Annotated in this window: 20 protein-coding genes; 10 read left to right on the forward strand and 10 right to left on the reverse strand. The window is 62.9% G+C overall.

The genetic code is table 11. From position 1 onward, the window contains the following. Positions 1 to 75: 75 nt before the first annotated feature. Complete coding sequence (locus P3R82_RS21230; protein ID WP_283195228.1) at positions 76 to 828, reverse strand: crotonase/enoyl-CoA hydratase family protein; 753 nt, start codon at positions 826 to 828, stop codon at positions 76 to 78. 9 nt (positions 829 to 837) lie between these two features. Next, a complete protein-coding gene (locus P3R82_RS21235; RefSeq protein WP_283195229.1) occupies positions 838 to 2,628 on the reverse strand; it encodes an acyl-CoA dehydrogenase in 1,791 nt (596 codons plus the stop codon). Positions 2,629 to 2,920: 292 nt separating this feature from the next. On the opposite strand from P3R82_RS21235, the gene P3R82_RS21240 reads away from it, so the two are divergent. After that, positions 2,921 to 3,916 (forward strand): transporter, encoded by a 996-nt coding sequence (locus tag P3R82_RS21240; protein ID WP_183902160.1) that lies wholly within the window; start codon positions 2,921 to 2,923, stop codon positions 3,914 to 3,916. Positions 3,917 to 4,045: 129 nt separating this feature from the next. Here P3R82_RS21240 and P3R82_RS21245 read toward each other — a convergent pair whose 3' ends face one another. Then, a complete protein-coding gene (locus P3R82_RS21245; protein WP_283195230.1) occupies positions 4,046 to 4,543 on the reverse strand; it encodes a BA14K family protein in 498 nt (165 codons plus the stop codon). A 157-nt stretch (positions 4,544 to 4,700) separates the two neighbouring features. Here P3R82_RS21245 and P3R82_RS21250 point away from each other — a divergent pair, with 157 nt between their 5' ends. Further along, positions 4,701 to 5,750 carry a GH25 family lysozyme gene (locus P3R82_RS21250; RefSeq protein WP_283195231.1) on the forward strand — a complete coding sequence of 350 codons (1,050 nt, stop codon included), beginning with the start codon at positions 4,701 to 4,703 and terminating at the stop codon, positions 5,748 to 5,750. A gap of 67 nt (positions 5,751 to 5,817) precedes the next feature. On the opposite strand, the gene P3R82_RS21255 is transcribed toward P3R82_RS21250, so the two are convergent. Further along, on the reverse strand, positions 5,818 to 7,062 hold the full coding sequence (locus P3R82_RS21255) for an aromatic ring-hydroxylating dioxygenase subunit alpha (RefSeq protein ID WP_283195232.1): 1,245 nt from the start codon (positions 7,060 to 7,062) through the stop codon (positions 5,818 to 5,820). Between the two features lie 417 nt (positions 7,063 to 7,479). Between P3R82_RS21255 and P3R82_RS21260 the strand changes: the two genes are divergently transcribed. From P3R82_RS21260 to P3R82_RS21270, 3 genes are all read left to right on the forward strand, one after another. After that, the gene (locus P3R82_RS21260) at positions 7,480 to 8,085 is read left to right on the forward strand and encodes a DUF6656 family protein (protein ID WP_283195233.1); all 606 of its coding nucleotides are present in this window, start codon (positions 7,480 to 7,482) and stop codon (positions 8,083 to 8,085) included. Between the two features lie 77 nt (positions 8,086 to 8,162). Beyond that, entirely contained in the window at positions 8,163 to 9,137 is a 975-nt protein-coding gene (locus P3R82_RS21265) for an L-threonylcarbamoyladenylate synthase (protein ID WP_283195234.1), read from the forward strand. A 17-nt stretch (positions 9,138 to 9,154) separates the two neighbouring features. Continuing rightward, a complete protein-coding gene (locus P3R82_RS21270) occupies positions 9,155 to 10,582 on the forward strand; it encodes an FAD-binding oxidoreductase (protein WP_283195235.1) in 1,428 nt (475 codons plus the stop codon). A gap of 5 nt (positions 10,583 to 10,587) precedes the next feature. Here the strand turns inward: P3R82_RS21270 and P3R82_RS21275 are convergent, their stop codons facing one another. Further along, complete coding sequence (locus P3R82_RS21275) at positions 10,588 to 13,335, reverse strand: DUF1217 domain-containing protein (RefSeq protein WP_283195236.1); 2,748 nt, start codon at positions 13,333 to 13,335, stop codon at positions 10,588 to 10,590. Between the two features lie 299 nt (positions 13,336 to 13,634). On the opposite strand from P3R82_RS21275, the gene P3R82_RS21280 reads away from it, so the two are divergent. Continuing rightward, positions 13,635 to 14,201, forward strand: a complete 567-nt coding sequence (locus tag P3R82_RS21280) for a DUF6101 family protein (RefSeq protein ID WP_112944656.1) — start codon at positions 13,635 to 13,637, stop codon at positions 14,199 to 14,201. A gap of 78 nt (positions 14,202 to 14,279) precedes the next feature. Here P3R82_RS21280 and ubiA read toward each other — a convergent pair whose 3' ends face one another. The 4 genes from ubiA to P3R82_RS21300 all read right to left on the reverse strand — a co-directional run bounded on the left by ubiA (position 14,280) and on the right by P3R82_RS21300 (position 19,914). Continuing rightward, on the reverse strand, positions 14,280 to 15,239 hold the full coding sequence (ubiA, locus tag P3R82_RS21285) for a 4-hydroxybenzoate octaprenyltransferase (protein ID WP_283195237.1): 960 nt from the start codon (positions 15,237 to 15,239) through the stop codon (positions 14,280 to 14,282). 320 nt (positions 15,240 to 15,559) lie between these two features. Then, complete coding sequence (locus P3R82_RS21290) at positions 15,560 to 16,138, reverse strand: histidine phosphatase family protein (RefSeq protein ID WP_283195238.1); 579 nt, start codon at positions 16,136 to 16,138, stop codon at positions 15,560 to 15,562. Between the two features lie 71 nt (positions 16,139 to 16,209). Further along, complete coding sequence (locus P3R82_RS21295; RefSeq protein WP_283195239.1) at positions 16,210 to 17,469, reverse strand: cyclopropane-fatty-acyl-phospholipid synthase family protein; 1,260 nt, start codon at positions 17,467 to 17,469, stop codon at positions 16,210 to 16,212. 135 nt (positions 17,470 to 17,604) lie between these two features. Then, positions 17,605 to 19,914, reverse strand: a complete 2,310-nt coding sequence (locus P3R82_RS21300) for a Tex family protein (RefSeq protein WP_283195240.1) — start codon at positions 19,912 to 19,914, stop codon at positions 17,605 to 17,607. Between the two features lie 266 nt (positions 19,915 to 20,180). Here P3R82_RS21300 and P3R82_RS21305 point away from each other — a divergent pair, with 266 nt between their 5' ends. Next, entirely contained in the window at positions 20,181 to 20,837 is a 657-nt protein-coding gene (locus tag P3R82_RS21305; protein WP_283195241.1) for a transglycosylase domain-containing protein, read from the forward strand. 296 nt (positions 20,838 to 21,133) lie between these two features. Continuing rightward, on the forward strand, positions 21,134 to 23,311 hold the full coding sequence (gene glyS / locus P3R82_RS21310) for a glycine--tRNA ligase subunit beta (protein WP_283195242.1): 2,178 nt from the start codon (positions 21,134 to 21,136) through the stop codon (positions 23,309 to 23,311). Between the two features lie 6 nt (positions 23,312 to 23,317). Here the strand turns inward: glyS and P3R82_RS21315 are convergent, their stop codons facing one another. After that, positions 23,318 to 23,758: a YqaA family protein gene (locus tag P3R82_RS21315; RefSeq protein WP_183902701.1), complete on the reverse strand. Its 441-nt coding sequence runs from the start codon at positions 23,756 to 23,758 to the stop codon at positions 23,318 to 23,320. A 140-nt stretch (positions 23,759 to 23,898) separates the two neighbouring features. Between P3R82_RS21315 and P3R82_RS21320 the strand changes: the two genes are divergently transcribed. Further along, a complete protein-coding gene (locus P3R82_RS21320; protein ID WP_283195243.1) occupies positions 23,899 to 24,219 on the forward strand; it encodes a type II toxin-antitoxin system RelE/ParE family toxin in 321 nt (106 codons plus the stop codon). A gap of 1 nt (position 24,220) precedes the next feature. Continuing rightward, the gene (locus P3R82_RS21325; RefSeq protein ID WP_183902703.1) at positions 24,221 to 24,535 is read left to right on the forward strand and encodes a transcriptional regulator; all 315 of its coding nucleotides are present in this window, start codon (positions 24,221 to 24,223) and stop codon (positions 24,533 to 24,535) included. The last annotated feature ends 132 nt before the right edge of the window (positions 24,536 to 24,667 follow it).

Below are 24,667 nucleotides of genomic sequence, written 5' to 3' on the forward strand. Positions count from 1 at the left end.
GGCCACTAAACACTAGAAGTGGTAAAATTTGATTAAAAGTAATACTTTTTGAACATTTCGGCGCCATCCCGGTCATCATCTGCGCATGAAGGCCTCGAAGGCGGCGCGGGCTTCGGCGCTTTGCAGGCGGGAGGCGAAGTGGCGGGCTTCCTCGTCCATGCGGGCGATGATCTGTTCACGGTCGCCACGGATGAGGTCGCGGGAAATGCGCAGCGCTTCCGGCGGCTTGGCGGCGAGCTTGCTGGCGAGGTCAAGCGTTTGCGCCTCGACCAGATGCGGTTCCACGACCCTGAAGACAAGGCCGGCCTCCCTCGCCTCCTCGCCGGAGAAGGGTTCGCCGGCGGCGAGCATGGCGAAGGCGCGCTGGGCGCCCATGATGCGCGGCGCGAGCAAGCTGGAGGCCGCCTCGGGCACCAAAGCGAGATCGACGAAGGGGGTGCGGAACTGGCTGCGGGCGGAACAGACCGTGAGGTCGCAATGCAGGTGCATGGTGGTGCCGATGCCGATCGCCAGACCATCGACGCCAGACACGACGGGCTTTTCCGCGCGCACCAGCGCGTAGAGGAAATCGATGATCTCGCGCGGCATGCCGCCGCCCATCGACGCGGCCAGGAAGTCACCGAGATCGTTGCCCGCGGAGAAGCAGCCTTCGCCGCCGAGGAGGACGGTGGCGCGGATATCCGGGTTCCCATCGGCCGAAGTCAGCGCCTCGGTCATGACCGTATACATGGCGCGGGTGATGGCGTTCTTCTTGTCCGGGCGGTTGAAGCGGATGATCTGGACGCCTGGATGATCTTCCGGGCGCTCGACGAGAATGTGGTTGGTCATGTCATCTCCTCAGACGAGAATGGATCTGGCGGCGGCGAGGCTCGAGGCACCGTTGGCGACGCTGTCCTTCAGCGCCGTGGTCTCGGACAGCAGGTTTTCGGCGGCGAAGCGGCAAAGCGCGATGCGGTCGGCGGCCTTGCCGTCTTCGGCATCGGCAAGCGCGCCCTTGGCGAGATAGCAGCCGGTCAGCGTCAGGCCGAACAGGCGCTGATAGGGCGTGGCGCCGGCCAAGGCATCGGCGGTGTTGCCGGCCGCGAGTTGCGCCAGGAGCCAATCGGTCGCCTCTTGAAGATCGGTGATGGCGGCGTTGAGGCGGCTCTCCGTGGCGCCGAAGTTTTCAGCGTTGGATGCGCCGACGCGGCCGGCGATTTCCCGCAGCTCGGCGATCAGGCTCTTGACCTCGCCGCCATCCGACAGCGTGAGCTTGCGGGTGACGAGATCGATCGCCTGGATGCCGTTGGTGCCTTCGTAGATGGGGGCGATGCGCGCGTCGCGCAGATAGCGGGCGGCGCCGGTTTCCTCGATGAAGCCCATGCCGCCATGCACCTGGATGCCGAGCGAGGCGACATCGACGCCGATATCGGTGGCGAAGGACTTGGCGACCGGGGTCAGAAGAGCGGCGCGCTCCTGCCAGTGCTTCCCGGCATCGGCTGCGCGGTGCGCCATGTCGGTGGCGTGGGCGCAGCTATAGGCGATGGCGCGCGCGCCCTGGGTCAGCGCCTTCATCGTCAGCAGCATTCTGATGACGTCGGGATGCTCGATGATCGGGCTCATGCCTCCCGTTTGGCCGGAGCCGCTCCAGCCGGGCGCCTTGCCCTGGGTGCGCTCGCGGGCATAGGCGACGGCCTTCTGCGTGGCGGCTTCGGCAATGGCGACGCCCTGCATGCCCACGGCGAGGCGGGCGTTGTTCATCATCGTGAACATGCAGGCGAGGCCCTTGTTTTCCTCGCCGACCAGCCAGCCGATGGCACCCTTCTCCTCGCCGAAGCGACCGTCGCCGTAGATCATCGTGCAGGTGGGCGAGCCGTGGATGCCGAGCTTGTGCTCCAGCGCGTGGCAAAAGAGATCGTTGCGAGCACCGAGCGAGCCATCCTGGTTGATCAGGAATTTCGGCACGAGGAAGAGCGAGATGCCGCGCGTGCCAGCCGGCGCATCCGGGAGGCGGGCGAGCACCAGGTGGATGATGTTGTCGGCGGCGTCGTGTTCGCCCCAGGTGATGAAGATCTTCTGGCCGAAGATGCGGTAGCTGCCGTCGTCGCGGCGCTCGGCGCGAGCCTTCAGCACGCCAAGGTCGGAGCCGGCATGCGGTTCCGTCAGGTTCATCGTGCCGGTCCATTCGCCGGAAACGAGTTTCGGGAGATAGGTGTTTTTCAGCGCGTCGCTGCCGTGAGCGGCGATGGCTTCGATGGCGCCCATGGTCAGCGTCGGGCAGAGCGCGAACGCCATGGAGCCGGAGTTCCACATTTCGAGTGCCGCGACATTGAGCATATGCGGCAGCGCCTGGCCGCCGAACGTCTCCGATGCCGTCAGCCCGTTCCAGCCGCCGGCGATCCAATCGCGGTAGAGCTCGCGCCAGCCATCCGGCGTCGTCACCTTGCCGTTTTCGATCCGCGCGCCCTGGCGGTCGCCGATTTCGGCGAGTGGCGCGATCTCGTCGGAGGCGAAGCGGCCGGCTTCGGACAGGATCGCATCGACCAGATCCTCGCCGAGATCGCCCAGCAGGCCGTCATCGATCGCCCGGGCCAGACCGGCCACATGCTTGAGGGTGAATGCGATCTCCTCGACGGGCGCCTTGTACATGCTGTTCTCCTCGTATGCCTGATGGCAGGGCAGTCCTACCCTACCCTCTCCTCCGCCGGCAGAGCTAATTGATTTTTACGTAAACGTCAATTTCAAACTTGCAACGGCTGCTGTCATGAAAATGCAGGATAGCTGTCATAAGGAAGGATCAAGGCATCGCTCGAAAGGGTCTTGCCATTCGGTGCGACGCCATGTTCATGCTCTCTGCAGAGCCGCCGATCCGGCGCCGTCGGTCGTAAAGACCCAAAACGCCAGTGGAGCGCACCGCCAAATGCAAGAGGACCGGCGAAGAATGGATACACTGCCTGTTAGCATGCCGGGCTTCGTCTGGGGCTACCGCTTTCCTGAAGGCGGCGGCAAGCCGACACGTCTGGCCAACAACGCATCGCAATCGGACCTCACCGCCGACGGCGGCTTCTACTGGCTGCATCTCAACCTCGCGGATGCCCGCGTTCCAAGCCTGCTCGACAGCCTGTCGGGTCTGACCGACGACGCCAAGGCGGCGCTGATCACCCATGACACCCACTCGGCCATCACCGTGGACGAGCAGATGCTCTACGGCACGCTGGTCGATTGCCAGCGCGAATTCGACCACGAGACCGCCGACCTCGGCTGGCTGCACTTCGCCATCTCCGATCGCTTCATCATCACCACGCGGCTGCAGCCGCTGCGCAGCATCGACAGGGCACGGCAGCTGGTGGAGAAGAACCCGGCGAAATTCACCCGGCCGGTCGACCTGTTCGAACTGCTGGTCACCGAGTTTCAGCGCACGCTGATCGCCATCGTCATGGACCTGACCGAGGACCTGAACGCCATCGAGGATTTCGTCTACGACCCGGCGCCGCGCGACGAGCGGCGGCGGCTGGCGCCGGTCCGGCGCACGGTGGTGCGCATCCACCGGCATCTGCGAACGGTGCTGGCCCTGATGCGCCGCGCCGCCGCCTCCGACGACGACGAAATGCCTTTCGGCTTCGAGGATGTCGCCGGCCGGCTGACGGCGCGGCTCGAAACCGTCGATCACGATATCTACGTGCTGCAGGACCGGGCGCGGCTGCTGCACGAGGAGATCGATTCCAAGCAGTCCTCCGAGACCAACCGGCACCTCTACATCCTGTCGATCATGACCGCATTCCTGCTGCCGCCAACGCTGGTAACCGGCTTTTTCGGCATGAATACCGCCAATCTGCCGTTCACCGAGGGCGCGACGGGCACGGAATACGCCATCGTCATGATCGCCGCGTCGATCATGCTGGCATGGTTTCTGCTGAAGCGGATGAAGATTCTTTGAGGCGGATCGCGGATGGCGTGGCTTAGCCCGGCCACTGGCGTCCCTTCTCCCGAGCGGGGAGAAGCCAGAGGGCAAATGAGGGCGCCGCTAGCGCGAAGCTAACGGCACCCCTAGAAGCTGGACCAGCCCTCAATAAGGCGAGACGCACTGCTGGCGTGGGCCGTTATACGGCTGGAAGGTGTTGTCGTAGGCGCGATACGAGCGGTAGCGCTGCTCGCACCAGGCGACATGGCCGGAGCCGGCGGGCGCGACATAGCGCGGCTGGCTGGCGATCGCGCCGCCGATAATGGCGCCGGCACCGAAGGCGGCGAGCGGGTACCAATAGCCGTTATAGTGGCGATAGCCGGGACGCGCATAGGTGTAGCCGCGATACCCGCCGTACCAGCCGGGGCGATAGGCCGGGCGGTAAGCCGGGCGATAACCGGGATAGTAGCCACCCGGCCGGCCATAATAGCCCGGACCCGGTCCGCAACGACCATAGCGGCAATATTGCACGTTTTGAACATCCGCCGATTTTTCCACCTGCGGCGCCGCGGGCATCTGCACTGCCTGCGACGGTACGACGCTCGCCACCAGCGTCAGGGACGAAATGGCCGCGGCGAAAAACTGTTTGAACGACCTGGGCATGAAGACTCCAATCTCAACGGAAATGAACCCGTGATGTAACGCATGGATGGGGAAGATGTTCCTGAGCGCATCTTTTTTGCGCGACCCATCCCGATTTTTTGTTTATGCGTAAAGACTGATAAGCAATACATTAACCAGTTTTCATCACTCTCGTTACATGAAGCAACAACATGGAAGAGCCATTCTCCGTATCCTGCTTCTGGCGATCTCGGCCGGACTGTCTCATTACGCCACGGCCAGCGACACCCTCCCCTGGAAAAAGGCCGATAATGCGCTCGTCGTCGACGGCTACGAGCTGAACACGATCGACTGGGAAGCGCTCACCTCCGACAAGCGGATCGCCGGCTTCATTTCCAAGGCATCCGACGGACTTCCAGAGAGCTTCTCCTGCACGGGCGACTATGCCGGCGACACGGTGGGACACTGCAAGACGATGTGGCGCAAATACGCGGTCAGCCGCGAGTTGTTCCAGACACGGCGGCTGGTGGCGCGCGCGGCCGGCCTGTTGTGGGGCGCCTATCATCTCGGCCGCCCGGGAAACCCGGTCGACCAGGCCAACCACTTTCTCGACTACGCGACGCCGAAGGCCGACGAGATGATGATCCTCGATCTCGAGGGCATCGACCCCAAGAAATTCATGTCGCTCGAGGATGCGCAGATCTTCGTCGGACACATCAAGGCGCGGACCGGGCGCTATCCCGTGCTCTACACCAACCACGAGACGGCACGCTATATCGCCGCCTACCGCAACGACTATCCGGTGCTGGCGCGGCTGCCGATCTGGTATGCGCGCTACAAGCCCGACGTCAAGGGCGTGTTCCCGATGGGCAACTGGGACAACTACCTGCTCTGGCAGTTCTCCGCCGGCGCCAATTGCAGCAAGCGGCGCTGCCCCTACCGCGTGCCGGGCACGCTCACCGATATCGACGTCAATGTCGCCGCCATGAACAAGGCCGACCTCGCCAAGATCTGGGCGCAGGGCAACCTTCTGCCGGCGCGCGAGCCCGATCCGCCGCTTGTCCTCGCAAAGATCGAGATGGAACCGCGCCAGCCGCTGCCGCCGCCAGTGGCCGCAACACCGGGCCTGCCGCCGATCGCGCAACTGCCCGTCGCCCCGGCCTCGGTGACAGTCGCCGCGCGGGACGCGATCGTCACCTCCTCGGTGCCGCCGCGAGAGATCAACGCCCTGAACTACCAGGATTTTTGAACGCCAGATACGAAAGCGGCCCCGGCTTCGGTGAAGCGCGGGGCGGCCTTTCGATACCATCCAGACGTCAGGCGACGACCGAGAGCTTTGCCTGATCACCCTGCAAACGGTTGGTCATGAACAGCGCGTACCATTCGAGGAACTGCATGACGCCGCCCTCGTGCAGCATCGAATATGGGCCGGGCTCGTAGGCCGGCGAGTGGATGCCGAAGGCGTTTTCCTCGACGATGCGGCGGTCCTGGTCGTTGGTCTCGGTCCAGACGTGCGTCAGTTCCTCGAGATCGTAATCGACACCCTCGACGGCGTCCTTGTGGACCAGCCACTTGGTGGTCACGGCCGTCTCGTTGGCGCTGAGCGGCAGCACGCGGAAGGAGATGGCGTGATCGCCGAGAATGTGGTTCCAGGTCGTCGGATAATGGAAGAGCAGCATGGTGCCGATCCGGTCTATCGTCACGTCGTCCGAGAGCGGACGGGCGACGGCGCGCTTGCCGGACATGGTGTAGCTCTCGGCATCCTCGATCAGCGGCATGCGGGCGGTGCGGAACTGTCCGTCCGGGGAGATCTGGAACTTGCTGGGAAGGCCGGCGGCCTCGCAGCGCGCCCAGTGGCCCGCGATCTCCGGATCATCGGCGCCGCCATCGGTGCCGGTAACGCTCGGGGCCTCGGGATAGGTGCGGCAGAGTTCGGGGTGGTTGGCGGCGCAGTGGTAGCACTCGCGGTTGTTTTCCCAGACGAGCTTCCAGTTGCCCTTCTCGATGATGGTGCTCTGGAAGGCGATCTTCGCGTCCTTCAGATGATGGGGCATCATGTAGGGGGCGACCATGTCGCGAACCGGCTGGAAGTCCGGCGCCTTGTCGGCGAGGCAGATGAAGATATAGCCGCCGAAGCTCTCGCAATGAACCGGCTTCAGGCCGAAGCCGCTCTTGTCGAAATCGTCGCCCATGTGGCGGGCGAAGGCGAGCTTGCCGTCGAGATCGTAGGCCCACTGGTGATAGGGACAGACGAGGCGGACCGACGAGCCGTGATCCTTGGTGCAGACGCGCGAGCCGCGGTGGCGACAGCTGTTGTGGAAGGCGCGGATGACGTTGTCGCGGCCGCGAACGATGACGACGGGATACTGGCCGATCTGCACCGTGAAATAGGCGCCGGCCTTCGGCAGTTCGCAGTCATGGCCCATGAACAGCCAGTCGCGATAATAGATCAGCTCCATATCGAGCTTGAAGTAGTCCTCGTCGATATAGAAGGGTTGCTCGAGGCTGAAGCCCTCGCGGCGGTTCTTGAGCTGCCGTAAAACGTTGCTGCGAATATCCATCTCATATCCTCGTCTATTCGGGCTGCCACATAACGGATGGCGAAAGCCGCGGGAAGCGCTCGTCCCCTCTCCCGAAGGAGATATTGCCTATATCGCGCATTTAACCACTGCCATCGCCGCCCGCGTGGTTGCAAAGCGACATCGGCTTCGAAAATGGCGACAGTTGCGCGGGGGCCGCTATGGCGGGAATAAAAACGCGCATTCGCGCGCCGCTTCAAACAAATAGGACTATTTGCGACTTCGCCGGAATTGCCATGGATCAAGACGCACGGGACCGGGATCGCGAAGGGTGTTCCGTTTGCGACAGAGCCCGCGTCGCCCCATGCCAGCCGCCATCGCGCCCGGCCCGATTTAACACCGCATTAAGCATAACTGCCTATGCTTTCGCGAAAGAGACAGGCAGCCGGAAGCGAGACCATGGCGAAACTCCGTTACTTCGACGCCAGAGCGAACGTCGAGCAGTCGACCGCCCAGGTCGCGCCGCATTCCGAATTTCTGCGGACCGGCAAGATCACCCGCCAGCAGTCGCATTGGCTGGCCGCCGAGCGGCGCTACCTGACCCACGACGAAGTGGCGGAAAAGACCGGCCGCAAGCTGCAGAGCGCCGGCGAGAAGACGCACCAGCATATCAACGGCTTCCACCGCTCCATCCAGTTTCCGAAGATGGTGTTTCACCGCACGCTCGAGGACAGCCCGCATCTCGGCTACTGCCATGTGACCGCCGCGCGCACCAAGTTCGCGCAGTATGAAGCGGTGAGCTGGGCTTTCTACATCGCCAACTTCTACGCCGACATCAGCGACAACGACAACGTCTTCGAAAAGATCGACATGCGCTATTCGCGCATGTACTTCGCCGTCGCGATCCGGCCCGGAGAACATACGCCGGAGAAGATGACGATCGACCGCAATGTGCGCGGCAACGGCCTCCTGTTTCGGACCGACGATCCGCAGGTGGCGATCAGGAACGTGCTCCTGCTCGGCGCCCGCAACGAGCAGCTCCGCGAGATCGTTCGCCAACTCTGAGCCCATTCGCCGGCTCTGATATTGATCGCGAGGCCGCAAGGGCATAAGGACTGCCGGACAGACTATCCGGGCGGCATATGGCAGAGATCATCGACATCACCGAGAGCAGGCAGCAGGCGATCGACGCCGCATGCAAGGTGCTGGGCGACGGACTGCCGATCGCCATTCCGACCGAGACCGTCTACGGCCTTGCCGCCGACGCCACCAATCCGGCCGCCATCGCCCGTATCTACGAGACCAAGGGGCGGCCGCAGTTCAACCCGCTGATCTGCCATATGGCCGATCTAATCATGGCGGAGACCTATGCCGATTTCGATCCGCTGTCGCGGGCGCTGGCTGAGGCCTTCTGGCCCGGCCCGCTGACGATCGTCGTGCCGCTCAAGGCTGACAGCGGCATTCACGCGCTGGCGACGGCCGGGCTCGATACCGTCGGCATCCGGGTGCCGAAGGGATTTGCCGGTGAACTGATCCGCGCCTTCGGCCATCCACTGGCGGCGCCGAGCGCCAATACGTCGGGCAAGATCAGCGCCACCAGCGCCGCCCATGTGCAGGCCGATCTCGGGGAGAAGATCAACTTGATCCTCGACGCCGGGGCGAGCGATGTCGGCGTGGAATCCACCATCGTCAAGGTCGAGGACGGCAGGCTCAGACTGCTGCGGCCGGGCGGGCTGCCGGCCGACGAGATCGAGCGTGTGGCCGGCGTGAAGCTGGTGCGCCCGAAGGTGGCGTCCGCCGCGATCGAGGCGCCGGGCATGATGGCTTCGCACTATGCGCCGGGCGCGGCCGTGCGGCTCGATGCGCGGGAGGTGCGCGACGGCGAGGCGCTGATCGCCTTCGGCCCCTCTCCCATAGCGAACGCCGAGAAGGCCAAGATCGTGCTCAATCTCAGCGAGACCGGCGATCTTGCCGAGGCGGCCACCAATCTTTTCGACTACATGAAGCGCGCCGATGCCAGCGGTGCTGCGACGATCGCCTTTAGCGCCATTCCCGACGAGGGTCTCGGCGAAGCCATCAACGACCGGCTGCGGCGCGCCGCGGCCCCACGGGAATAACAGAGGATAAAAGCCCGATGAGCAGCGTTTCACCTGAGCTACTCGACCGTTTCGCAGCCATCGTCGGCGACAAGCACGCGCTGCGCGGCGAGGCCGATCTCGCGCCGCACCTGATCGAGAACCGCGGCCTCTACCACGGCTCCTCGCCGATGCTGCTGAAGCCCGCCAACGTTCAGGAAGTTTCCGCCATCCTCAAGCTCGCCAGCGAGACCGGCACATCGGTGGTGCCGCAGACCGGCAATACCGGGCTTGTCGGCGGCCAGACGCCACGCGAAGGCAAGTCCGACATCATCCTGTCGCTGGAGCGGATGAACAAGATCCGCGATGTCGATCCCGTTGCCAACGTTCTCGTGGCCGACGGCGGCGCGATCCTCGCCGACGTGCAGAAGGCGGCCGAGGCGCACGGCCGGCTGTTTCCGCTGTCGCTCGGCTCGGAAGGCTCCTGCCGGATCGGCGGCAATCTCTCGACGAATGCCGGCGGCACCGCCGTGCTTGCCTATGGCAACATGCGCCAGCTCTGCCTCGGGCTCGAAGTCGTGCTTCCGACCGGCGAGATCTGGGACGGGCTGCGCCGCCTGAAGAAGGACAATACCGGCTACGACCTGCGCGACCTCTTCATCGGCGCCGAGGGAACGCTCGGGATCATCACCGGCGCGGTGCTGAAGCTGTTTCCGCAGCCGCTCGGCAAGCAGGTGGCCTTTGCCGGACTGAACTCGGTGGAAGACGCGCTATCGCTGTTCAATCTCGCCTCCAGCCTGTGCGGTACGTCGCTGACGGGCTTCGAGCTGATGCCGCGCTTCGGCGTGGAGATCACCGCCCGCAATATCGAGGGCGTGCGCGATCCGCTCGAGAGTGAACATGCCTGGTACGTGCTGATCGACATCTCCACCTCGGATTCGGCCGAGACCGCCGAGCGGATGATGACGGCTCTGCTGGAGCAGGGTTTCGAGGCTGGGCTCGTGCAGGACGCGGCCATCGCCTCTTCCGTTGCCCAGCAGACGGCGCTGTGGCACATGCGCGAGAGCATGTCGGAAGCGCAGAAGCCGGAAGGCGGATCGATCAAGCACGACGTGTCGGTCCCGGTCTCGACCGTGCCTCAATTCATGCACGAGGCCGAGCAGGCGGTGATGGCGGCGATGCCCGGCGCGCGCATCTGCGCCTTCGGGCACATGGGCGACGGCAACATCCACTACAACATCTCGCAGCCCGTGGGCGCCGACAAGCAGGCGTTTCTCGAGCGCTGGCACGAGATGAACGAGATCGTGCACGGGCTGGTGCTTGCGCATGGCGGGTCGATTTCGGCCGAACATGGCATCGGCCAATTGAAGCGCGACGAGCTTGCCGCGATCCGTCCCGCGATCGAGATGGACCTGATGCGGCGCATCAAGAGGGCGTTCGACCCCGTTGGCATCATGAACCCCGGCAAGGTCGTCAATATCGACTAACGCGCCTAGCGCTTGCTGATCCTGTTGAGGGCCGCCGTGTTGGAGGCGTAGGAACTCATGATCGTCAGCGCCGGCGACGTATCGGTATTGTTCTGAAGATCGTACATGGCGGTGAAGCGTCGCATCAGCTTGTCGACCTTCGTCGGATCCTGAAAATCTGTGATGTTGACGAACTTCTTCAGCATGGTCGCCTGCTTGTCGACATCCATGTTCGACATGCTCGATGGCAGGCTGAAGGCGGTCGAGATCACCTGGAACAGGGCCTGATCGCCGATCAGCGAGTAGATGGATGTGATGCTCGGCGCCTTGCGGGCAAAATAGAGCGCCAGGCGGACGCCGTCGTTTGTCTCGCCCTGCTGTGTCTCGAGCGTCATCTGCAGATAGCCCTGCTGCGTCCGCTCCTCGGCACCGACGTTCTGGATCGCGCCGATCTTCGACCGTGTCAGGTTGCCCTCGGTATCGAAGTTGAAGTCGGCGACGATGTCCTTGAATTTCGTCGGCGCCGTCTTGTTCAGATAGCTGTTGGCGTCGGTCGGATCCGAGGTGAAGATCTTCTTCAGCGTCGCCTTGTCGTAATCCTTCGGCTCCAGGCCATTGGCCTTCAGAACGAAATCGGTGAGCTTGCTGTCGGCCAGGAAATCGTCGAGCGACTTCACCGTCACGATCTTCTTGGCGAAATCATCGACGTCGGCCGTCGCATCCTTGGCGGCCTTGTCTCGCAACGGGCCGGTGCTCATTCCGAGCGTGGCGAGCGAGGCGTAGCTCGTGCCATATTTCGCAAGCACGGCCGTCGATATGGCCTGAACCTCGGATGTGGCCTTGCCATCCGTGCCGAAATTGAACGCGCGCATCATGTTGGTGATGCGTTCGTCCTTCAACGAGGCGACGTAACCCTTGGGGTCGTAAGGATCGCTCTGCAACAGGGTGCGCATCATGCTGCGCGGAACATCCTGCTCCGTCAGCCCGTAGGCGCGAAGCGCCATCTGGTAGAGATCCGGAAGTTTGTCGTTGCTCCGGTCCGTGTCGGACGTGAGGTTGGTGCGCAGGAAATCGTTGACGTTCGTCACCTTGTCGTCGGCCATGCGCGTCTTGTAATTGGCGACGGCGCTATCGATCTCGGCCTGCTGCGCATTGTCGTAATTCACGGCGTAGAGCGCGTCGACGCTGGTGGTCTGCTGGCTGCTCTGCGGTCCGGACATCGCGCCGGCGGAACCATCGGCGGCGAAGCTGAAGGCGGCGTTGACGTTGCTGAAGCCGCTTGCGGCGGCAAAGCTGGAATCGGTCAGGATGCTTTTCAGATCGGCATCGCTCATGTTTGACGGCAGTGAATAGCTGCTCTTCAAGAAGCTCGTCAGCCTGGTGTCGGCGATCAGTTCGTCGACATTGGAGAGCGTGCTGATCTTGCCGCGGTAATAGTTCAGATTGTCGTCCGCGCTGTAGCCGACCTTGCGGATCTCGCTCGCCGACTGCGCGCCAGCCGACGTTACGCTGCCGTCCGCCTGGAAGTCGAAGGCATCGTACACGCCCTGAAAGCCGAGCATGCCGGCATAGGTGGAATCGGTGAGCACGCTTTTCAGGTCGGCATTGCTCAATGTCTGCGGCATGCCGTAGGCATCCTTGATGAAGGATGTCAGCTGCGGATCGGCGATCAACTGGTCGACCGTCTTGATGCCGGCGATCTTGGTCGGATAGGCGCCAGACATGTTGTTTGCGGCCGTCGTCGTCGCACTGATCTGGGCAGATGTCTGCGCGGCGTAGCCCGCCTTGGTGGTGTCGACGGTGCCGTCGCTGTTGAAATTGAAGGCGGCGTACATCGTGTCGTATCCGAGCAGGCTCGCATAGCTGGAATCGGTCAGCACCTTCTTCAACGCCGCGTCGCTGAAATCGGCGGCCGCGCCATAGGCTGCCTTGATATAGGACGTCAGCCGCTTGTCCGATATCAGCTGATCGACATTGGTGATCGAGCTGATGTTGGCGTCGAAATAGGCCCTGTTGTACTCGGCCGCCTTGGTGGTGACGATCGAAGGAACGGTGATATTGTACTGTTCCATGACCGCGTTCTTCTGCGCGGCGGTCTGTGCCGTGCCGTTGACCGTGCCGTCGGCATTGAAGCTGAACTGGGCGGCGAGCGCCTTGTACTTGGCGTTGCCGCTGGTGTTGACGAAGCTGCTCGGATCGTTGACGTCGCTGGTCAGCACCTTGGCGAGAAAGTCCTTGGACGCGTAGGTCGGATCGATCCCGAAGGCGCTCAGCACGTAGGTGCGAAGACGCTCGTTCGACGTCAGCCCGCTGACGCTCTGCACCTTGTCGATCGCCGCGCTGTAATAGGTCGATTCCTTAGCGGCATTGGTGCCCTCGTCCGCGAAGGACTGCGTGTAGAGACCGATCATATCGGTTTCCTGGCTGTCGCTTTGCGCGTCGGTCGCCGTCGTGCCGAAATTGAATGCCGCGGCGAATTCCTTGTAGCGGCTGTCCGAGAGCTTGTTGGCGAAGCTGCTGGCATCCGTCAGGTCGCTCTCGAGAACCTTCTTCATGAAGGCCTTGGCATAGGTCATGTCCTGCAGGCCATAGGCCTTCATCGCGTAGCTATAGAGCTTATAGTCGCCGAGGAAGTCGTCTACCGTTTTGACTTTATTGATGTTGTCTTCGTAATACTGCGCCTCGCGCTTCACCGTCGTCTGCGAGGCGACGCGCTCAAGGCTCTTCTGCATATCGCCCGATATTATCGTATAGCCCAACGAAGCGGAGATCATGGCGTTCTATTCCGGCAATGGCCTTGGATGAATGACAGACGGTTTTCGCCCTATTTTGCTATGAAAAGCTTACCCGAGACTTACCCGCCCGGCGTCGCGGTTTGGCACACCTTATCGTTCACCTCTCGGAAACCCTGCCACGTTCGGTTTTGATAACCATCCAGGGAGGCAAGGTCTTCTTAACCGCGATTTTTAAGCTGTCCGGAAGGGGGCGCGCCTATTGTCGGCCATAGAGGACGAAAAGTCCCGAGGAGAAGACCGGAAACCGGCTCTCAGGTAAGACAAGGGTAGAAATGAACATGAACAACACCGTTATGAAGCCCGCATGGGCTGGAGCAACACTGCGTCTCGATCCTTCCCGTTTTCCGCAGCAAGTCAGCTACGCCATCCACGATTCCACGAGCGACGTGAGCATAACGATTGACGAACGTGGCGCTATTCTGCGCAAGATCCTGCCTTCAAGCGGCCTGCCGCTCTCCATCGCGCTGCCGAAGCGGGCGTTCAAGGGCGTCGCCGCTCGCGCCATCGACCACGGCAACGGCGAAGTGACCGTCACGCTCGAACTGCACCACGAAGATCCCGATCTCTGCGTGCCGCTTCTGGTCGCGCACGACCTCTCCGACATCGCCGCCGACTGGCGCGGCTGGTCCGAAGCCTTCCGCATTCCGATGCTGATGGTCGAGGCAGACGGCATCGCCCGCCCGCTGGAAGAACATCTCGGCGAACTGCGCACCAGCCACCTGAAGCCGCGCCGCCGCCACTCCTACTTCGCCAACCGCCGCCCACGCTTTCTCGTGCGCCGCTCGACCGGCACGCTCGGCGTCGCCATGAAGATCGAAGGCAAGGAAATCATCGCCCGCAGCTGAGCGGCGACCTTATCCCGACAATACGGAAACACCCGGCCGGCGCGCCGGGTTTTTCGTTTTCCGGAGTGTGGTACGGCCTTACGGCAGAACGAACAGCAGCGACAGGAACAGGCCGGCGAAGATGATCATGCCGACGCGGTTGTTCGATTTGAACAGCACCAGGCACTGATCGGGGTCGTTGATATCCAGCGTGATGATCTGCCACGCGAACATGCCGGCTGCGACAGCCAGGCCGAGATAGGCGATGATGCCGACGCCTGACAGCAGGAAGGCCAGGAAGGTGAGGACCAGCATCAGGCCATAGAGACCGACCAGCCATGGCTTGGTGTTGTCGCCGAACAGGCGGGCGGTCGAGCGGACGCCGATGAGTTCGTCGTCTTCCTTGTCCTGGTGCGCGTAGATGGTGTCGTAGCCGATCGTCCAGACGACAGCGCCGATGTAGAGCAGGATGGGCGCCAGCGAGAGGCTGCCGAAAATGGCGGCCCAGCCCATCAGCGCACCCCAGGAAAAGGCCAGCCCGAGGAAGAATTGCGGCCAATCGGTGAAGCGCTTGGCGAAGGGATAGAGCGCGACGATGCCGAGCGATGCCACGCCGAGGATGACGGAGAACCAGTTGAGCTGGAGGACGACCAGAAGGCCCACCAGCGCCTGCAGGACAATGAAGATCTTCGCCTGCGTGCGGGTGACGCGGCCCGACGGCAGCGGGCGCGAGCGGGTGCGTGCCACTTCCATGTCGATCTTGTGGTCGACGAGGTCGTTATAGGTGCAGCCGGCACCGCGCATGGCAACGGAACCGATGAAATAAAGCACAAGATGATAGATCAGCTGGCCGCCGGAAAAGAGACCCACCTGCGCCGCCGCATTGGCCGCCATCGCCGCCGACCAGAAGCACGGCCACAGCAGCAACTGCCAGCCGATCGGCCGATCCCAGCGCGCCAGCTGCGCATAGGGCCAGAGCCATGGCGGCAGCACCCGGTAAACCCAGTTGTTGGACGGCGCATCCGCAACGCGCCCGTTGATTCCGTCGATCTGTTGCATGCGGTCATCTAGCGACGTGGGGGATGTGGGGTCAAGCGGGATGGTGGAGGTGGTGTGGGATGGTGAGGGTGGAGAGGTTGGTGGGCGTGGGTTGGAGAGGTTTGCGGGTGTAGCCCCCTCATCTCCGGTGCAGCGAGCTGCACCTGACCTGCCGGCATCTTCTCCCCGCTGGGGAGAAGGGACTTGAGGTGGCCGCTCGCTCCAACATCCCCTTCTCCCCCGCGGGGAGAAGGTGCCCGAAGAGTTCAGGTGCAACGAGTTGCACCGGGGATGAGGGGCCACCCGCACGACGTCAGCCTAGGCTATCCCCCCACAAAAACCTACCCATTCCACCGCCGGATCACCGGCTCGGTCAAATCATGCTCATAGCCCAACACGCTCACGCTCGCCGTATCCAGCACGAAATGCGCCCCGCCCTCCGGCGGCAGCCGCAGCCAGCGGGCGGCGAGCACGCGCAGGAAGTGGGAAGAGGAGAAGATCAGGATCGGGGCGTTGACAGAGCGGATCGCCGTGATGATGCGGTCGGCGCGGGTGCCGACGTCGGGGGCTTTCTCGCCATCGGGGCAGCCGTCGCGGAAGAGTTGCCAGCCGGGGCGGTTGGCCAGGATTTCCTTGGTCTTGACGCCCTCGTAGGCGCCGTAGTCCCATTCGGCGAGGTCGTCCTTGACCACCATCCGCTCGCCGAAGCCGGCAAGGCGGCAGGTGTTGCGGGCGCGCCCAGATGGGCTCGACCAGACCTCGACGACGGTCAATTCCTGAAGACGCGGCCCCAGCCGTCGGGCGGCGGCTTCGCCGTTTTCCGTCAGCGGGATATCGCTGCGGCCGGTGTGGCGGCCCGACAGGCTCCATTCCGTCTCGCCATGGCGCACCAGCGTGATCTCGGGGTAGGCACTGCTCATCTCGTAACCCTTTCAAAATGAAACAGCCGGGACGAAGAAGGCGCGGAATTCGCCGCGCCTTCTTCATGGTGTCAGAGAATGATCTTTTCGAGCGGCCGGCGCGTTGCCTCGAATTCCCTCAGCTTCGCTTCGTTCCGCGCGATATAGTCGCGATTGTTGGGGGTGGAATACTGGTTCTTGGATATCTGGATCTGCATGATGAAGAGTTCGTCCCAGCGGAAGCCTATTTCGGAGCCCGCCAGATAGAACTCCCACATGCGGAAGAAGCGTTCGTCATAGAGCGCCACGGCCTCGGCCCTGCGCGCCACGAAGCGCTCGCGCCAGTGGCGCAGCGTGTAGGCATAGTGCAGCGGCAGAACCTCGACGTCGCGCACCAGAAGGTTCGCCTTTTCGATGGCCGGCAGCGTTTCGCCGATCGAGGGGATGTAGCCCTGCGGGAAGATGTACTTCTCGATGAAGGCGTTGGTCGCGAAGCTCGGCTTCGGCCGGGCGATCGAATGCAGGACCATGACGCCGTCATCGGCCAGCAGCTCATGGACCTTGTTGAAGTATCTGGGGAAATTTCCGATGCCGACATGCTCGAACATGCCGACGGAGACGATGCGGTCGAACTTTCGTCCCTTCAGCAACCGGTAGTCCTGCAGCTCGAAGCGGACGCGGTCGGCAAGACCGCGCTTTTCAGCGCGCTCGCGGGAGATCTTCAACTGCTCCTCGCTGAGCGTGATGCCGGTGAAATCGACACCATCGGTGGATTCGGCCAGATACATGCCCATGCCGCCCCAGCCGGACCCGATCTCCAGCACGCGCTGGTTCGGCTCGAGCAGAAGCTTGGCGGCGATGTGCCGCTTCTTGGCGACCTGCGCCTCCTCCAGGCTGATGCCGGGCGGATTGTAATAGGCGCAGGAATATTGCCAGTCCTCGTCGAGAAACAGCTCGAACAGCTTTTCCGAGAGATCGTAGTGATGGGCGACGTTGCGCTTGCTGTGGTTGACGGGCAGACGGCTCTTCAGCTGCTGCAGGGCGATGCGGCCAATGAGCAGGGCCGCCATCGGGATGTCGAAGATTTCGTTGGTGGTGTTCTGTTTCACCATGGCCAGGAAATCGTAGATGTTGCCCTGTTCCAGAATGAACCGGCCATCCATGTACATTTCGCCGAGCTTGAGGGTGGGATCGCGGCGGATGAGCCGCTCCGCTTCCTCGTCGGCGACGCGGGCGACGACCAGATCTCCGGTGCCGTCCCCGATTGCATGCGTCTCGCCATTGGCGAGCGTGAGTTTCAGATTACCCTTGCGGATGATTTTCTGGACGATCGATAAGAAAGCCGACGCCATAAGGTAGGCCTCGCAATGTGACAGGATAGTCCGATCAACTTAGGCCGTCCTTCCTGCCTTACAAGCGCCGTATTTCACACCTCGGCACGATGAGCGCCGAAGTGTGACATTTCTGCAATGGCTGTTCGTAAGCCCTTATTTTCGCTTCATGGCCTCGGCAAGTGCTGCCCCGAACGCCCCCTGGCTCTCCTGCTTGGGGCTCGACGAACGCCGCTCGTTGCCGCCGCGAGGGGCTGGATTTGAACGGGTTTCGCCGCGTGGCGCGGGTGCTGCGGCGCCGTCGTCCTTGCGCATGGAAAGCGCGATGCGCTTGCGCTTGGCATCCACCTCGACGACGCGAACCTTGACCACATCGCCGGCTTTCACAACTTCGTGAGGATCTTTGACGAAGCGGTCGGCAAGCTGCGAAACGTGCACCAAACCGTCCTGATGGACGCCGATGTCGACGAAGGCGCCGAAGGCGGCGACATTGGTTACCGTTCCCTCAAGCGTCATGCCCGGCTTCAGGTCGGAAATCTCGTTGATGCCCTCGGCGAAGGTCGCGGTCTTGAAGCTCGGGCGCGGGTCGCGGCCGGGCTTTTCCAATTCCGACAGGATGTCCTTGACGGTCGGAAGGCCGAACTTGTCGTCGATGAACTGGCGCGGATCGACCGATTTCAGCACCGCGCTGTCGCCCATCAGCGTGCGCAGGTCGCGGCCGCAGGCGGCGACGATCTTCTTGGCGACGCCATAGGCTTCCGGATGGACGGAGGAGGCATCGAGCGGCTCCTTGCCATCGCGGATGCGCAGGAACCCGGCGCATTGCTCGAAGGTGCGCTGGCCAAGACGCGCGACCTTCAGGAGATCGCGGCGGGTCTCGAAGCGGCCGGTCTCGTCGCGATGCCTGACGATGGCTTCGGCGATCGAGGTTCCAAGGCCGGAGACACGAGCGAGCAGCGGCACAGAGGCCATGTTGAGATCGACGCCGACGGCATTCACCGCGTCCTCGACCACGGCATCGAGCGAACGCGACAGCTTCTGCTGGTCGACATCGTGCTGATACTGGCCGACGCCGATCGACTTCGGCTCGATCTTGACGAGCTCGGCCAGCGGATCCTGCAGGCGGCGCGCGATGGAGACGGCGCCACGCAGCGACACGTCGAGATTGGGAAATTCGGCGGCGGCGGTGGCCGACGCCGAATAGACCGAGGCGCCGGCTTCCGAGACGATGACCTTGGTGGGCTTCGCGCCCGGCAGATCGGCCAGCATGTCGGCCACCAGCTTTTCGGTTTCGCGGCTGCCGGTGCCGTTGCCGATCGAGATCAGCTCGACATTGTGCTTGCGGATCAGCGAGGCGAGCTCGATCTGGGCGCCGCGCACGTCGTTGCGGGGCTGGAAGGGATAGACGGTGGATGTCGCGACCACCTTGCCGGTGGCATCGGTGACGGCGACCTTGACGCCCGTGCGGATACCCGGATCAAGGCCCATGGTCGGGCGCGAGCCGGCGGGGGCCGCGAGCAGCAGGTCCTTGAGATTGCGGGCGAAGACGTGGATCGCCTCTTCCTCGGCGCGTTCGCGCAGTTCGCGCATCAGGTCGAGCGACAGCGACATGGAGAGCTTCACGCGCCATGTCCAGCTGGCGACCTCCATCAGCCAGCGGTCACCCGGGCGGCCGTTGCCGATCTCGTAGGCGGCAGCGATCATCCGCTCGACCGGCTTGTTCGGTGATGCTGTCTCGGCGTCGGCCTCGATCGTCAGCGTCAGCACTTCCTCGTTCCAGCCGCGCAGCATGGCGAGCGCGCGGTGGCCCGGCGCCGTCGCCCAACGTTCGGAATGGTCGAAATAGTCGGAGAATTTTTCGCCCGCCGCCTGCTTGCCATCGACCACCCTGGCCTTCAACAGGGCCGCACCGCGCATATGGGCGCGCAGCTTGCCGAGCAGGTCGGCATTTTCGGCGATGCCTTCGGCGACGATATCGCGGGCGCCTTCCAGCGCCGTCTTCACATCGGGAACGTCTGATGTGATGTAGGCTTCCGCCAGCGTTGCCGGCTCCTTGGCGCGGTCGGCGAGGATCGCTTCGGCGAGCGGACCGAGGCCGCGCTCGCGGGCGATCTCGGCACGGGTGCGGCGCTTCGGTTTGTAGGGCAGATAGAGATCCTCGAGCTCGGCCTTGGTGGCCGCGCCCTTGAGCCTTGCCATCAGCTCGTCGCTCATCTTGCCCTGGCCCGAGATGGAGTCCACGATCGTATCGCGGCGGGCTTCGAGCTCGCGCAGATAGACGAGGCGTTCGGCGAGATCGCGCAGCTGCGTATCATCCAGCCCGCCGGTCACTTCCTTGCGGTAACGCGCGATGAACGGCACGGTCGCGCCCTCATCCAGCAACTCGATCGCGGCCTTGGCCTGCTCGGGCCGGGCATTGATCTCGGAGGCGATGACTGCGGAGAGCATGCGGATATCAGCGGCCATGATGGTTCCTACGTTTTTATAGAGGTGGCGGACCATAGCGGCGAAAAGCGGCAAGGCAAGGATGGAGATGGGTTTCCACAGCGGAACTGGAATGGTCGGGGTGTCATCGGCGCAAGGCTGGGATGATTGGCGCCTACAGCGGTCATCTCAAAAAACGTGACAGATCGGCTGAAATAAACGCATGTCGTGTATCGTCCAATTTCCGCAATAATTTGGTGTCTTCTAGCTTCCAGCCCCCGCGCCATTTGATTCCAGTGAGAGATTAGATGAGACGATTTTTCAAGTTAGCTGGTTCTTTCTTGGCTCTGTTGATCGTCGGGGTCGTTCTATATGGTGGAAAGGGATACTGGGACGCCTTGGCTGACGCTCCCCATTTGCGTCAACGGGCGGACGAGCTGATAGCGCAGGGTCGAGGGGGAGCCTCCCTTGGCGCGGGACATCTGACAATCTTACTGAAGGTCGAAGATCCAAACTTCGCAAATCATGCAGGAGTCGATTTTTCGACCCCCGGTGCTGGAGCGACAACGATCACCCAATCTGCATCCAAGCGCCTCGCATTTAAAAAGTTTCATCCGGGTATCGGCAAGTTTCGACAAACTGGCTACGCGTTGGGCTTGGAACGCAAGCTTTCCAAGGAACAAATCCTTGCCCTTTGGCTTGACACTCTGGAAATGGGGAAAGGGCCGGAGGGGTGGATAACTGGGTTTCACAAGGCAAGTTCAGTAATCTACGGCCGACCACCGGCAGACCTAAGCGACACGGAGTTCATACGGCTGGTGGCGGTTCTTATCTCGCCCGGATCTTACAAGCTTGCAGAAAGCGATCCTACGCTCGACGAGCGTGTCGGCCGCATTGAACGGTTGATGGCAGGAAGTTGCGCACCCGAGCGACTCACTGATGTTTGGCTTGAAGGGTGCAAGTAGTGTTCCGATAGCTGATCAGTTTCAGCTTAAGCGCATGAAGTTGCCGTTCACGACCAAATGGTGCGGTTACCAATGACCGCAACGGGCCGATAGACGACATTGATACTCGACCCCGAGGCACAGCCTGTTTCCGAACATCAAAGGCTGCCGAAAGGCACTCCGCTTACCCAAATCCCCTCCCCTCCCGCTCCATCCCGCTTTTGCAGCTTGTAAACCTGCGCCATTCTTTGCTAGCAGAGGCGACCGTTTTCAGACCCGCAAGGTAGCGCCTTCCCCGTGGAGGCAAGGAAAGTGACATGCCCGATCTGCTGTTAGAACTCCGCTCCGAAGAGATCCCGGCCCGCCTGCAGCGCAAGGCTGCCGGCGATCTGAGGAAGCTTGTGACCGACGCGCTCGTCGAGGCGGGACTTTCCTACGAGGGCGCGCGGGAATACTGGACCCCGCGCCGGCTGACGCTCGACATTCGCGGACTGACCGCCCGCTCCGCCGATGTGCGCGAGGAACGCAAGGGCCCGCGCACCGACGCCAACGAAAAGGCGATCGAAGGGTTTTTGCGCGCGGCCGGGCTGACCTCGATCTCCGAGGCGCAGGTGCAGAGCGACCCGAAGAAGGGCGATTTCTATGTCGCGATCATCTCCAGGACCGGTCGCGGCGCCGAGGAGATCATCGCCGAGGTGATGCCCGGTATCATCCGCGATTTCCCCTGGCCGAAGCCGATGCGCTGGGGCAAGGCCTCGTCGCAGCCGGGTTCGCTGCGCTGGGTGCGGCCGCTGCAGTCGATCGTCTGCATGTTCGGTCCCGAGCATGAGGAAACGACGGTCATCCCGTTCGAGATCTCCGGCATCGTCGCCTCCAACATCACCTACGGCCACCGCTTCCATGCGCCCGAGGCGATCACCGTCAAGCGCTTCGACGATTATGTCGCGAGCCTCGAGAAGGCCAAGGTCATCCTCGACGCCGAGCGCCGCAAGGACATCATCCTGCACGACGCGCGCGACGTCGCCTTCGCGAACGGCCTCGAACTGGTCGAGGACGAAGGGCTGCTGGAAGAGGTCTCGGGCCTCGTCGAATGGCCGCAGGTGCTGATGGGAAGCTTCGAGGAAGCCTATCTGTCGATCCCGTCCGAGATCATCCGACTGACGATCAAGACCAACCAGAAATGCTTCGTCACCCGCAAACCGGGTGAAGAGACGCTTTCGAACAATTTCATCCTCGTCTCCAATATCGAAGCGACGGATGGCGGCAAGGAAATCATTCACGGCAACGGCAAGGTCGTTCGCGCCCGTCTGTCCGACGCGCTGCACTTCTGGAAGCGTGACCAGGGCGACCTGCCGGATCTGGAAACGCTGGAAGCTTCGGCCAAGAAGTTCGGCCTCGACCTGAAAAAGCCGCTCGACCAGCGCATGGCCAAGCTCGATGCGCTGAACGTCACCTTCCATGCCAAGCTCGGCACGCAGGGCGAACGGGTCGAGCGCATCCGCGCCATGGCCGCCAAGGTCGCCTTCCCCGCTGGTGCCGACTACAAGCTGGTCGATCGCGCGGTCGTTCTCGCCAAGGCGGATCTGCGCACCGAGGCCGTCGGCGAGTTCCCCGAACTGCAGGGCGTGATGGGCCGCAAGTACGCCGTTTTGCAGGGCGAAGAGGCCGTGGTCTCGACCGCGATCGAGGAACACTACAAGCCGCAGGGCCCATCCGACCAGCTGCCGCAGGACAAGGTGGCGATCACGGTGGCGCTTGCCGACAAGCTCGACACGCTGATCGGTTTCTGGGCCGTCGACGAGAAGCCGACGGGCTCGAAGGACCCCTTCGCGCTGCGCCGCGCCGCGCTCGGCGTCATCCGCATCATCCTCGAGCGCGGCGTGCACCTGACGCTTCTGCCGCGCATCGTCAGCCACATGGCGCGCATCGACATGGATATCGGCAACACCGTTGCCGCCGACGACATGTCGCGCCAGCTCGACCTCTTGTCCTTCTTCCATGACCGCCTGAAGGTCTATCTGCGCGACCAGGGCGCCCGCCACGACCTGATCGACGCTGTCCTGACGCCCGAGACCGACGATCTGCGCATGGTCGCCCGTCGCGTCGAGGCGCTCACGGCCTTCGTCAGCTCCGAGGACGGCAAGAACCTGCTTGCCGGCACCAAGCGCGCCGTGCAGCTGCTGGCCGCCGAGGAGAAGAAGGGCACCGTGGTCGCCGATGGCGTCTCCGAAGCGCTTCTGAAGCTTGACGCCGAGAAGGAGCTTTTCGCGGCGATCCAGACGGTTTCGGCCGAGGCGTCCGGCGCGATCGAGAAGGAAGACTTCCGCTCGGCGATGGCCGCTCTCTCGACGCTGCGCGCGCCTGTCGATCGCTTCTTCACCGACGTGCTCGTCAACGACGAGGACGCGGCGATCCGCGCCAACCGCCTGGCGCTGCTGCGCCTCATCCGCGAAGCCACCGGCACCGTTGCCGACTTCTCGAAGATCGCCGGCTGATCCCTCTCAGCCGACAATGCCCAGGGTGATCACCGCCAGGACCGCGTAGCGCGCGGTCTTGGCGATCGTCACCAGAAGCAGAAAGACCGGCAGCGGCTCCTTCATGACGCCGGCAACGACGGTGATGGGATCACCGATCACAGGCACCCAGCTCGCCAGCAGCGACCACTTCCCATAACGTCGATACCAGCGCTGCGCCCGATCCAGCGCCGCCTCCTTCACCGGAAACCACCGCCTGTGGCGAAAGCGCTCGATGCCGACGCCGAGGAGCCAGTTGACCAGCGAACCGAGAATATTGCCGACGCTGGCGACCACGACGAGCAGCAGCGCCGAGTATTTCCCGGAGAGAATAAGCGCCACCAGCCCCGCCTCCGACTGCGCGGGGAGGATCGTGGCGGCGACGAAGGCGATGGCGAAGAGGCCGGCATAGGCTGCGAGGGTGGTCATGTCGCGCTGGTCTCGACGATCTGCATGCTGGGCCTTTCAAATGGCGACGGTTGGCTTTTGGGCTTTCATGATCATGTTGCGAGGCTGGACGCAAGCGTTGAGGCGGTTGAAATTAGTAACATATATGATACCATATAAGCATGAAGATCCTCGAATATCTGGATGAGGATGGGTCGAGCCCTTTCGCGCTGTGGTTTGCCGGCATCGAAGCACGCGCTGCATCGAAGGTCGCCATTGCCCTGACGCGCATGCAGGCCGGCAACCTCTCGAACGTAAAGGGCGTCGGATCCGGATTACTGGAATACAGGATCGACTATGGGCCGGGCTACCGCATCTATTTCGGGCGCGATGGCGATCGGTTGATCGTTCTTCTGGCCGGCGGAACGAAGAAGCGGCAGCAGTCCGACATCGCCACGGCGCTTTCGCGTTGGGTCGATTACAAGCAAAGAAAGGGCCGTTGAGATGCCTCTGACGCGCGATTTCAAGGAAACAATCAAAGCCCGCGCAGCCGATGATGCGGCTTTCCGGGCGGCACTGCTGACGGATGCCGTGGAACTGCTGCTGTCCGGAGATGTCGAGACCGGCAAAGCCGTACTGCGCGACTTCATCAATGCCACGATCGGATTCGAGAAGCTTGGCGAACTTGTCGACACACCGGCGAAGAGCCTGATGCGGATGTTCGGCCCGAAAGGCAATCCGCGCGCCGACAATCTCTTCGGCGTGATCAGCCGCCTCCAGGAGGAGACCGGCGTCCATCTGGCGGTTGCGGCGGCTTGAGGCTGGGTCTGGCTGCATATAGCGCTGTTCTCGGCAGGCTCCATTCAAGTCGAGCCCGCCGACACGGCAGCAGATGCTCGGGACGAGCCCGAGCATGACGTCGGAGTGTGGGGCGTCGCCTTTGGCAAGCCA

Source organism: Rhizobium sp. AN80A (assembly GCF_030053015.1).
In the GTDB taxonomy this organism is placed as follows: Bacteria; Pseudomonadota; Alphaproteobacteria; order Rhizobiales; family Rhizobiaceae; genus Rhizobium; species Rhizobium metallidurans.

Excerpts from the sequence above, each read along its gene's own strand:
- P3R82_RS21320 (WP_283195243.1), top strand. The coding sequence starts at position 23,899 with ATGAAGATCCTCGAATATCTGGATGAGGATGGGTCGAGCCCTTTCGCG.
- P3R82_RS21305 (WP_283195241.1), top strand. The coding sequence starts at position 20,181 with ATGAGACGATTTTTCAAGTTAGCTGGTTCTTTCTTGGCTCTGTTGATC.
- P3R82_RS21325 (WP_183902703.1), top strand. The coding sequence starts at position 24,221 with ATGCCTCTGACGCGCGATTTCAAGGAAACAATCAAAGCCCGCGCAGCC.
- P3R82_RS21270 (WP_283195235.1), top strand. The coding sequence starts at position 9,155 with ATGAGCAGCGTTTCACCTGAGCTACTCGACCGTTTCGCAGCCATCGTC.
- glyS (WP_283195242.1), top strand. The coding sequence starts at position 21,134 with ATGCCCGATCTGCTGTTAGAACTCCGCTCCGAAGAGATCCCGGCCCGC.
- P3R82_RS21240 (WP_183902160.1), top strand. The coding sequence starts at position 2,921 with ATGGATACACTGCCTGTTAGCATGCCGGGCTTCGTCTGGGGCTACCGC.
- P3R82_RS21290 (WP_283195238.1), bottom strand. The coding sequence starts at position 16,138 with ATGAGCAGTGCCTACCCCGAGATCACGCTGGTGCGCCATGGCGAGACG.
- P3R82_RS21300 (WP_283195240.1), bottom strand. The coding sequence starts at position 19,914 with ATGGCCGCTGATATCCGCATGCTCTCCGCAGTCATCGCCTCCGAGATC.
- P3R82_RS21260 (WP_283195233.1), top strand. The coding sequence starts at position 7,480 with ATGGCGAAACTCCGTTACTTCGACGCCAGAGCGAACGTCGAGCAGTCG.
- ubiA (WP_283195237.1), bottom strand. The coding sequence starts at position 15,239 with ATGCAACAGATCGACGGAATCAACGGGCGCGTTGCGGATGCGCCGTCC.
- P3R82_RS21235 (WP_283195229.1), bottom strand. The coding sequence starts at position 2,628 with ATGTACAAGGCGCCCGTCGAGGAGATCGCATTCACCCTCAAGCATGTG.
- P3R82_RS21255 (WP_283195232.1), bottom strand. The coding sequence starts at position 7,062 with ATGGATATTCGCAGCAACGTTTTACGGCAGCTCAAGAACCGCCGCGAG.
- P3R82_RS21245 (WP_283195230.1), bottom strand. The coding sequence starts at position 4,543 with ATGCCCAGGTCGTTCAAACAGTTTTTCGCCGCGGCCATTTCGTCCCTG.
- P3R82_RS21250 (WP_283195231.1), top strand. The coding sequence starts at position 4,701 with ATGAAGCAACAACATGGAAGAGCCATTCTCCGTATCCTGCTTCTGGCG.
- P3R82_RS21265 (WP_283195234.1), top strand. The coding sequence starts at position 8,163 with ATGGCAGAGATCATCGACATCACCGAGAGCAGGCAGCAGGCGATCGAC.
- P3R82_RS21230 (WP_283195228.1), bottom strand. The coding sequence starts at position 828 with ATGACCAACCACATTCTCGTCGAGCGCCCGGAAGATCATCCAGGCGTC.
- P3R82_RS21315 (WP_183902701.1), bottom strand. The coding sequence starts at position 23,758 with ATGACCACCCTCGCAGCCTATGCCGGCCTCTTCGCCATCGCCTTCGTC.
- P3R82_RS21275 (WP_283195236.1), bottom strand. The coding sequence starts at position 13,335 with ATGATCTCCGCTTCGTTGGGCTATACGATAATATCGGGCGATATGCAG.
- P3R82_RS21295 (WP_283195239.1), bottom strand. The coding sequence starts at position 17,469 with ATGGCGTCGGCTTTCTTATCGATCGTCCAGAAAATCATCCGCAAGGGT.
- P3R82_RS21280 (WP_112944656.1), top strand. The coding sequence starts at position 13,635 with ATGAACAACACCGTTATGAAGCCCGCATGGGCTGGAGCAACACTGCGT.